General features: G+C 33.3%; 12 protein-coding genes. 1 reads left to right on the plus strand and 11 read right to left on the minus strand.

The window, feature by feature from the left end; genetic code table 11:
- Positions 1 to 151 precede the first annotated feature (151 nt).
- From BUC07_RS19860 to BUC07_RS19910, 11 genes are all read right to left on the minus strand, one after another.
- On the minus strand, positions 152 to 1,297 hold the full coding sequence (locus BUC07_RS19860; protein WP_073173993.1) for a 6-bladed beta-propeller: 1,146 nt from the start codon (positions 1,295 to 1,297) through the stop codon (positions 152 to 154).
- A gap of 95 nt (positions 1,298 to 1,392) precedes the next feature.
- Positions 1,393 to 1,686, minus strand: a complete 294-nt coding sequence (locus BUC07_RS19865; RefSeq protein WP_073173995.1) for a hypothetical protein — start codon at positions 1,684 to 1,686, stop codon at positions 1,393 to 1,395.
- A gap of 51 nt (positions 1,687 to 1,737) precedes the next feature.
- Positions 1,738 to 2,163: a DUF1573 domain-containing protein gene (locus BUC07_RS19870; RefSeq protein ID WP_073173998.1), complete on the minus strand. Its 426-nt coding sequence runs from the start codon at positions 2,161 to 2,163 to the stop codon at positions 1,738 to 1,740.
- 108 nt (positions 2,164 to 2,271) lie between these two features.
- Positions 2,272 to 3,222, minus strand: coding sequence for a 6-bladed beta-propeller (locus BUC07_RS19875; RefSeq protein WP_139279669.1), 951 nt, complete (start codon positions 3,220 to 3,222; stop codon positions 2,272 to 2,274).
- A gap of 182 nt (positions 3,223 to 3,404) precedes the next feature.
- A complete protein-coding gene (locus BUC07_RS19880) occupies positions 3,405 to 3,704 on the minus strand; it encodes a hypothetical protein (RefSeq protein WP_073174002.1) in 300 nt (99 codons plus the stop codon).
- Positions 3,705 to 3,874: 170 nt separating this feature from the next.
- Positions 3,875 to 4,291, minus strand: coding sequence for a DUF1573 domain-containing protein (locus BUC07_RS19885; protein WP_073174004.1), 417 nt, complete (start codon positions 4,289 to 4,291; stop codon positions 3,875 to 3,877).
- Between the two features lie 34 nt (positions 4,292 to 4,325).
- Complete coding sequence (gene lepB / locus BUC07_RS19890; RefSeq protein ID WP_073174006.1) at positions 4,326 to 5,357, minus strand: signal peptidase I; 1,032 nt, start codon at positions 5,355 to 5,357, stop codon at positions 4,326 to 4,328.
- 143 nt (positions 5,358 to 5,500) lie between these two features.
- On the minus strand, positions 5,501 to 6,439 hold the full coding sequence (locus BUC07_RS19895) for an Ig-like domain-containing protein (RefSeq protein ID WP_073174008.1): 939 nt from the start codon (positions 6,437 to 6,439) through the stop codon (positions 5,501 to 5,503).
- 20 nt (positions 6,440 to 6,459) lie between these two features.
- On the minus strand, positions 6,460 to 7,626 hold the full coding sequence (locus BUC07_RS19900) for a 6-bladed beta-propeller (protein ID WP_175552579.1): 1,167 nt from the start codon (positions 7,624 to 7,626) through the stop codon (positions 6,460 to 6,462).
- 383 nt (positions 7,627 to 8,009) lie between these two features.
- On the minus strand, positions 8,010 to 8,471 hold the full coding sequence (locus BUC07_RS19905) for a hypothetical protein (RefSeq protein ID WP_073174012.1): 462 nt from the start codon (positions 8,469 to 8,471) through the stop codon (positions 8,010 to 8,012).
- Positions 8,472 to 8,647: 176 nt separating this feature from the next.
- On the minus strand, positions 8,648 to 9,175 hold the full coding sequence (locus tag BUC07_RS19910) for a hypothetical protein (RefSeq protein WP_073174014.1): 528 nt from the start codon (positions 9,173 to 9,175) through the stop codon (positions 8,648 to 8,650).
- 58 nt (positions 9,176 to 9,233) lie between these two features.
- On the opposite strand from BUC07_RS19910, the gene BUC07_RS21385 reads away from it, so the two are divergent.
- Positions 9,234 to 9,345 (plus strand): IS1/IS1595 family N-terminal zinc-binding domain-containing protein (locus tag BUC07_RS21385; RefSeq protein ID WP_449451356.1); only part of this gene is annotated, 112 nt, incomplete at its 3' end.

The following is a 9,345-nucleotide window of genomic DNA, read 5'->3' on the forward strand; positions in this document are numbered from 1 at the left end:
TAATATTTTGTTTGCACTTTGAAGCTAAATTGTGTGACTTTTTTGTATGTAATTTATTGACAATCAATTGTTAATATTGTTTTTCAGCAAACCTTAATTAAATCCATAAAAAATCAGATAGATATTTTTTATTGAATCAGAAATGTTTTCCTTATTTAACTGAATAAAAAGCAATTACAGGATTGTCTGCCTCCTCTACATCTAACATTTTTTCTGGAAAAACTGATTCATTATTCTTTCTAAGCTCAATGATTGTTGAAGGACTTACTAGCGAAAAAAATCTGCCTTTTGAAATACCTCTTAGAGGGTAGTAAACCGGCAGTTCTTTTGATGGTTCAGGCCAGATTCTTTTTCCACAATAAATCACCCGGCTTGTTGAAAGGTCATAAAAGGTTGAAATCCAATAACCGGCATTTGTAAACGAAAAATATAAAATATCCTTTACCCGGTAGATATCTGTTAATACTGAGGAATATTGAGAATTCATTAATTCCACCGGATTAGGTTTCTTTTTAATATATGATTTTGGAACTGCATTGGGAAGTTTTATGTCAAATATTGGAAAAATACCTTCGTTACTAATTGAATAAACGGTAGTTTCAAACCGCCTCACAAACAAGAGTTCATCTTCGCCATAGAAAAAAGGTGATTCCCCTCCTCCTCCAAACAAATAGCTTGAAATTAACGGATCATGAGGAAAGAATTTGTCAACAAATTCCTTTTCGTCTCTTGATTTTAATAACGAAAAATGATATTCTTTTGAATCGGGATAGTTAAAGTTGTAAGGATTATAGTAATAATCATAACTACCAAAATTTGCAATGGCTTTTGGCGCAATCGCTATTTTTCTATCGTATTTAAATCGACCGTCACCCATATCATAATATAATACTTTACGCAGTGAACTATCATAAACCTTTACACTTTTCAATTTCTTATCGATAGAAAAATCAACGATATTAACAAATTCACCAACTCCTTTGCCTTTATTAGATATCTTAAATTCCACTTGACCACTATAATTATAACACACTATTTTGGGCTGAGAATCGAAAATAAAGATTTGCTCGCCGGTTATTATTACCCTGTTAATTTTGGCTAAAGGGACATCACTATCAAGAATAATGTATTCGTCTAATGTCAGGAGGTTATTGATATCGTAGTAAGTTGAATCGGAAATTTTTAAATTATCAATAAGCTGAGGATTTTCTTTAGCGGAAGCAGTACGAGTGTTTCTCACTTTGTTGTTACATGAGAAAAGTATAAGAATTATACTTAAGCCTATATATTTTTTCATTGTTGTTTTTTTATTGCATTGTATCTTTCATTGCAAAGAAGCTTTGAGGGTGTACCTCTTTTAGAGCTTCTTTGCAATTAATTCTTTAACTTATACTATCCACCACAAGGGATTGGGGTACATGTACATGACGGGCAAACATAGTTGTCTACGCAAATGTATTCTACGCTACCTGTAAACCAACCTCCTCCGAGATCCAGTCGGCAAGGTTCTTGGTCACCAATCTTACCAGGTTCAATACTTGTATTAGTGAAAATTGTATGAGCTAATGCCTCATCACTCAACATCACAAAGGGATCGTCCAGCGTAACTTTAATGTTTATGGCCAGGGCCAGCAGAAATATTGCTGCTGCCAGCCAGCTTGTTATTGTTTTTACTTTTTTGTTCATTTTAATTCTATCAACACTTCATTAAAATTCATCTAAATGATAAAAAATAAATTATTTATCTGTAGGGAATCTCACATCGATTCTTGGCTTTTTTATTTTACCTTTAATCAACAGTGTATCTCCTGATTTTTTCCCATTATGATAAACAATGATTTTCTCGAGAAAACTCCCATCATAATGATGATTATATCTAACTGTTATTTCTCCTGAACTATCTTTGGGGATCAAATATTTTGGCCATGTTGATATTGTACAACTGCACGTTGTCTTGACATAATAGATTTTCAGTGGGGCTGTACCTTTATTTAAAAATTTAAAGGAATGTACAATGTCATCTTCAAAATTAATTTCTCCGAAATCAAAATTTTTATTTTTAAAATTAATTTTAACATCTTGATTCGTTCGACATGACAATAAAGTAAAAAATAGAAGAGAAAGTAAGAGCTTAGTCGATAAACTATTTAATTCATTTTTCATAATCAGATTTTTACAATTAGATTTCGCCCTTTCATTAAGAGCAATATACCAAGTTTTTGAATACAAAATCTTGGATGTAACAGAAAAAGATTAATTATATTTTGCCATCTAATAATTCAACTTTGATAATACATAATGAAAATCTTCACCACTATTAATTAATTTAATTGAATAGAGATTATTTTCATTACTAGAGTACAAACATCTATTGTTTGATAATTTTGTTTTCAGTGTGTACTTTAAATTCAATTTTTTATCTAATACATAAAACTTATCATACCTTTCAGAAACATCCATATTATTTCTATTTAGATCATATTTTCCTATTTCGGTTTTTAATATGATGTCGTCACTCACAGAAAAAATACCTGTTACTAAACTATTATCATAAATATAATTAAACGCTTTTTTTCTATTCGAATTTATAAGTTCAATTGCATCCTTACCAAGTGTTTGTGTAGAGAATTCCTTGTCCTTTATTTCTTTTGAATATTGGGAAAAAGAATACAAATCTACGGAATTAACAACTAACTGACTTGCATTCATAAAAATAACGTTTGAGCCAGACATCGTTATTCCTCCAGAACAACTCATCATACTTAAAATAATATGCTCATCTGTTGGTGTTACAAAGCTTTTTAGATAACGATTCTCAGTAAGATCGTAAACTTCAATTAATTTTTCTTTATACCCCCCAGACATATAAAAACATATATAATTTTTGTATACGCAAAAATTAGAAATGGCTCTCTTAAAATTAGAGAACTCTTTTATTGGATTACCAAACATATCAAAGATTAGCAATCTCAATGTTGTACTGCACCATACATAAATATTATTTTCATACGACTTAACAATCGCTGGGTTTATGAATTCAAATGCACCTTTACCAACGTAATCTATTTTCCTTATTTGCTGACCATCAGTATTATACACAATTACACTGGAAGGATTTGAAGTTGAAACTACAAAATGTGACCGATCAATGAAAGAAAAGGAGTTTATATTGCTTAAGTATGAAATATTTTCATCTAAAGAACAAATATTCTCCTTTGGCATAACCTTGATATTTGTTACTTTTTCATTGTCCGAACAAGACATTATTATTAAAACGAAAACAAAAAATATTAATCTATTCATAATATAATAATAAATATAGAGACTGTTTTCATATTCTATTTGACTGCGGAGCTAGAATTCTCCCCAACGTATAATTTAAACAGTCTCTATATAATTTTAACCTAATTGGAAGTTGAATCTGGACAATCGCAATCGTTACATTTATATTCTCCACCAGTTGTGCAAGTAACTTTGGGCCATGGATTTCCACCTCCTGTTTCAATAGTCACATCCCAAATAGGACAACAGGCGTTTGCCATTGTCCCTGTTGTGGTTGTGGTCGTTGAGGCAGTCTGCGCAATAGCTTCATCACTCAACATCACAAAGGGATCGTCCAGCGTAACTTTAATGTTTATGGCCAGGGCCAGCAGAAATATTGCTGCTGCCAGCCAGGTTGTTATTGTTTTTACTTTTTTGTTCATAATACTTTGTTTTAAAAAATTTGTAATTCATTTAATTTGTGATAGGGGGATAATCGTTCATTATCAAATTCTTTTAAAATGTACTATTTTTGCTTCCCGGGAGGGGAAGCTACCAAAACTGGAGTTTAATGAGCAATTTGCGACAGTATGTGTGGTCTTTCTCTCCCATTTTAATTTTCTTCTCTTAATTCATTGGAGTAATCAATTCTTCCTTTAATTATTAATGTCTCAGGCGAATTTTTACCATTGAAAAATACAGTAATGGTTTTTTGAAACATACCCGGGTGGCTGGTATCGTAATTAATTTTTATTTTTCCGCTTTTACCCGGTTTTATGGGCTTGGTTGGCCAGTGGGGCACCGTGCACCCGCAAGAGGTTTTTACATGCTGAATGGTGAGTGGGGTACTCCCCGGGTTGGTAAAGGTAAACGAAGCCTTAGCGTCGTCTTTGAATTGCAGCTCACCCAAATCAATTTCGGTGACTTCAAATTTTATTTCGGCGTTGTTTTTAACAGCCGTGGTACCGCAGGAAAAACATCCGCCGGCCAGGAAAAACAACATGACAATTTTTAAAAGTTTGTGTTTCATTTTTTATCCGTTTTAGTAGTTCTATCTTAAAGTATCATATTTCCCGTTTCAAAAGCCTGTCCCATTTGAATTTGCCGTTTTGGTAGTTGAAAAGCACGAGGACGGCTTTACCCACGATGCCTTCCTCCGGAAGAAATCCCAAAAATCTGGAATCAGCGGAGTTATGGCGATTATCGCCCAGCATAAAGTAGTAGTTTTGCCTGAAAGTGTATGAGGCAACAGGTATCCCATCGAGCATGGATTGGCCATTTTCAAAGCTGATGGTTTGTCCTTCGTAATTATTTATCGTACTTCCGTAAATGATAAAGTTCCTTTCATTCAGTTCAATTTGCATTCCTTTTTTGGGCACCGCCACAGGGCCAAAATTATCGGGCGACCATAAAAATTTTTGGTTGTAAGGGTAAACTGCTGATGACCGTTCTGCCGGTACAGCCGCATAACTTACCGATTCAATTCCGCGGAGCTCCTTTAAATGCCGGTATTCGCTGAGATTAAGTACAGCCTGGAAGCAGGCCGGGAGTTCATCCCCCACTGCCTTTGAAACCGGTATGTGCAGGCTGTCGGTGAAATGGAACATACGATCCATATCGGTGGTGCGGATGAAATAATTTGCTTTGTAGAATTCCGGCGGGTCCATAGCCTGCCCGTTGCAAATTATTGTGCCATGTTTTATTGCCAGCGTATCGCCGGGCAGGCCGGTGCAACGTTTTATATAAAATGTGCCCTTGTTCTTTCCCGGAAAATTAAAAACAACAACATCTCCGCGCGAAACCGTTGAGAAACCTTTCAGGCGCCTGTATTTCCACCAGGTGGAATCGATGTGCGAACGGGCTTTCTTATTTAACCAAAACAGCACATTCACCCACGAAACCTCGAAAGGCGACTGGGGTAACCGGGGACCGTAATGCAGTTTACTAACCACCACCCGGTCGCCGGAAAGTACGGTGTCTTCCATCGAGGCGCTGGGAATGGAAAATAGTCCAAACGCCAGCTCTTTCAGCAGAACGGCTATCAAAAAGACCAAAATTACAGTGCCGGTTATTGAAGGAATTGAATATTTATACACCAGTAGTAACGTTTAAAATGATATTAGTGAGGATAAATAATCATTACGAGAATTCATTTGTTAATTTCCCCTTTAACTGTCAATATATGCGGACTTGTTGAGGCATTCGAAAAAACGGTTTCATATTAAACTCAATTTTCGAATTATTTTGCTATTCCTTCAATCCACATAGTAATGAACTTATCTTTTTTCGAAGGAAATTCTAAAACAATAGATTTCGAGAATTTATCCTTATTCATTATTATGATATCGAAATGAATAAAGCGAGATGAATCTGGCATTAATGATCTTGTATCCATAAAGACATGTAAACAACTACAATTGGAACTTATGGATTTAAAATCGACCGAGGTATTTCCGATATTGGTTACTTTGATAGATCCTGAGTATTTTTTCCGAATTTTTATCTTACCTAAATTAACTACCGTTTTGTCGATTATAATATCAGAAGGATTACTAATTTCAGTACCTAATGAATTCAGTTCACTAATAATATTGTTATAATAACGACTATTTAAATATAGTTTTGTTTTTTCATCAGGGAAGAATATATTACCAATCTGTAAGGTTGAATCAATCACAAATGAAAATGGTTGGTTTGATTGACTCATTTTACAAAAAAAAGATGAATTATTATCTTCAATCAAAAATATGGGATAGTGAATATGATTAGTTTTTTTGAAAACCATTAATTCACGGATACTATAGTTACTTGCAAGCAATATTATTCTCTCATTTAAATCTGAATTATTAAATGCATTTTCAACTTCCATTATTAGTTTACGAATACAGTCGTCACATTGATTTTTATTAAAGTAGATCACAAATTTTTTCTCTGAAATAACCTGTTTTAAAAGTAACTCACCCTTTGTTAGTGATTGAATAGATAAAGAGTCTTCCAATATTGATGTTCCACAATAATCAGAATGCATTGCTACTCTTTTAGCAATATCTGTAAACGTTTCTTTGGAAGACAATATTATATTTCCCAAGTTTTGCTTATTCTTCTTGATATTACATATAAAGATAATGTTCATAATTATCATTCCGATTAAGACAAAATAAACAATATATTTTTTCATAATGATTGACCATTAATAAATTAGAATGTGTGTAAAGAATAAACAATTAGAATTGGATTATCGCTTTCATCTATAGAATCAAGTAAACTATAAAGTTCTCTGTATTGGTCCTTTTGAGGATCATTCTCAATAAATTCTTTATGACGAACTATTTTAAACGGCTCAAAATATGAAACAAAATCATTTTCATCATTTATAGTATGAGGAGATCTGAATATAATAGAAATTAGCCTATTAGGAGCATTTTTGACACCGCTTCCACACAGCATTTTACCAGATTGAACTGAATAATAAATACTTGAAGCTTGATCTTTCTTAAAAACCTCAATAAATATATATTTGTTAGAAATAACAAAATCCCCATTAAAGTACCAAGACTTGTCAAAAAGACTTCTCATATCTTGATCATCTTTCACCTCGTTAATTTTTAACCCCCATCCGTTTCCTTGAAAATTAATATTACAAAATGCTTCCAAACCTACATTGTTTATCTTCCATATTGTATCAGTAAAATAGTTATAGTAAAAGACATCATCGCCAAATTTTCTTAATGGCCTTTCAACCGAATAGCTGTTTTTAATATTTCTTTCATATGGCATGAATCTATAGATTGAATCAAAATTTTCTTCAGTGATAGCCAATTTATGCTGGTCAAGAGAAGGATTTCTAGTATTATATGAACCACCTAAATTGTAGATTACATGATTATTGTACTTTTCAAGATGTTGAAAAAGGAAATACATGGGAGTAGTTTTGACAAAGTCCCCATCATAATCGAATTTTACTAGCTTTCGAGCTGTAAGGTCAACTATAATTATTTGTTTATTTAAAGTATCTAAAGACACATCATACGGATCAGTATATTCATGAGGTCCATTGCCTATATTACCAATCCTCTTCAAAAACTTTCCTTTTTTATTAAATTGAAATATATTTTTATTTCGTTTATCAAATATTATATATCCATTTTCCATTGCTAATATTTTGTTTATTTCTCCAATTAAACATTGTTCATTGGTCTCTAATGGTATAAGCCTGATACCATCTATTAATTCATTAAAATCAAGTTGTTGTGAGAATATATCCTCAGGTATAAATAAATTGTACGTATTCTCTGATAACATATTACCATTTAGTACATTTGCAACATATTCTGATACATCCGCATCGGATTTTATTTGTGCCATAGGATGTAGTTCTATTTTTGATTTAGTTTCTGACACACATGAACTTAGAAATAATTCCAAGCATAAAATAAATAACGTAATTGTTCTCATATAATTATTATATTATTTTTCAATCTTCAACTATCACTTAAAAGACAGTCGTTTTTTAATTTCATATCCCGTTTGTTTTCTATGAAATGGTTATAAGTTGAAAAGAATATTAAAAGTAACAATTTGATTTTACTAGTATCCTGACGATTTTTTCCAGATTAGCTTATTAATTAATTTTACCGGAATCGTTTTAGATTAAAAACAAAATATCCTCCTAAAGATCTAATCAACTTATAACTTCCATTATTGTCTATAGTAAATTAAACGTAAAAATGAATATCAATTCCTTTTATCTACCAACAAGGATCATATTCCGTACAATTCTTACAGTCTCCATCTGTTGGACAATTTACTCGTGTAGCACTAAAAGAAGAGGAATGACTTTGATCCGTATAATTTTCGGTTCGAACTCCAGATTGCAACGAAATTATTGCGCCTTGAACAATTGCTTTCCCTGCTATTGATCCAGATGCTTCGAAATAAGTCCTATATATCTTGGTTGAAGAACAGACTACAACAATTGATTCCGTTCTGCGAATACAATCATCATCCTCCACCATTCTCAGTAACCCCCAATCCCATACATCAGGACAGCAATCTCCTGTTCCTCCTCCTGTTCCAGTCGTCTGCGCTATCGCCTCATCGCTCAGCATCACAAACGGGTCATCCAGCGTAACTTTAATGTTTATGGCCAGGGCCAGCAGAAATATTGCTGCTGCCATCCAGGTTGTTATTGTTTTTACTTTTTTGTTCATAATACTTTGTTTTAAAAAATTTGTAATTCATTTAATTTGTGGTAGGGGGATAATCGTTCATTATCAAATTCTTTTAAAATGTACTATTTTTGCTTCCCGGGAGGGAAGCTACCAAAACTGGAGTTTAATGAGCAGTTGACGAATGTTTATGTAGATTTTTCCTCCCATTTTTTGTTTTAGCTAATTGTTCCTGTTGTAACTGTATTTGAAATCAGAAAAGAATCAGATTCAGATTGGTATCGTTTTATTCCTTTTATAATGTAGATAGGCCGTTGGCGCATTTCCTGTATTGTTTTTTCAAAATAGAGCGACAGGATGGTGATGGCCAAAAACAGCAGCGAAAAGGAAAATGTGAGCAACAGCACAATGGTTGTATAGCCCGATGGTGGCGTGTTGCCGAACATGAACATGTACAGCGTATAAGCACCAAAAACAATGGTGAATACAATAAACATCACCGAGAAGAAAATGCTTATTCGTAAGGCTTTGTTTGAAAAGGCAAACACCGTTTCCACTGCCAGCTTTATCAGCTTCAGGTACGAATAGTGGCTTTGGCCATTCAGCCGGGAGGGGGCTTCAAAGGGGAGTATTTCAGAACAAAAACCAATAGACTGGATATATCCGCGGATAAACCGGTTTTGTTCCCTGTAACTGGTCCTTAAATTATCGGCCACCTGCTTCGAGACAAGAAAAAAATCGGGCATTGTTAATTTAGTATAGTTTTTGTATATTTGGATAATTATTAACCTATTATTAATCAATATGAATAGTTGTCCAAGATGTAAAAGCCAGAATTTTCGTAAAGATGGTATAGTTAAACAAAGGCAAAGATATTTTTGCAAGGATTGCGGCCACCACTTTACAGTTGAGCAGG

It is taken from the genome of Tangfeifania diversioriginum (genome assembly GCF_900141875.1).
Classification (GTDB): Bacteria; Bacteroidota; Bacteroidia; order Bacteroidales; family Prolixibacteraceae; genus Tangfeifania; species Tangfeifania diversioriginum.

Bases quoted from the DNA above. Each gene is read 5' to 3' on its own strand.
- BUC07_RS19860 (WP_073173993.1), bottom strand. From the start codon at position 1,297: ATGAAAAAATATATAGGCTTAAGTATAATTCTTATACTTTTCTCATGT.
- BUC07_RS19865 (WP_073173995.1), bottom strand. From the start codon at position 1,686: ATGAACAAAAAAGTAAAAACAATAACAAGCTGGCTGGCAGCAGCAATA.
- BUC07_RS19870 (WP_073173998.1), bottom strand. From the start codon at position 2,163: ATGAAAAATGAATTAAATAGTTTATCGACTAAGCTCTTACTTTCTCTT.
- BUC07_RS19875 (WP_139279669.1), bottom strand. From the start codon at position 3,222: ATGCCAAAGGAGAATATTTGTTCTTTAGATGAAAATATTTCATACTTA.
- BUC07_RS19880 (WP_073174002.1), bottom strand. From the start codon at position 3,704: ATGAACAAAAAAGTAAAAACAATAACAACCTGGCTGGCAGCAGCAATA.
- BUC07_RS19885 (WP_073174004.1), bottom strand. From the start codon at position 4,291: ATGAAACACAAACTTTTAAAAATTGTCATGTTGTTTTTCCTGGCCGGC.
- BUC07_RS19895 (WP_073174008.1), bottom strand. From the start codon at position 6,439: ATGAAAAAATATATTGTTTATTTTGTCTTAATCGGAATGATAATTATG.
- BUC07_RS19900 (WP_175552579.1), bottom strand. From the start codon at position 7,626: ATGGCACAAATAAAATCCGATGCGGATGTATCAGAATATGTTGCAAAT.
- BUC07_RS19905 (WP_073174012.1), bottom strand. From the start codon at position 8,471: ATGAACAAAAAAGTAAAAACAATAACAACCTGGATGGCAGCAGCAATA.
- BUC07_RS19910 (WP_073174014.1), bottom strand. From the start codon at position 9,175: ATGCCCGATTTTTTTCTTGTCTCGAAGCAGGTGGCCGATAATTTAAGG.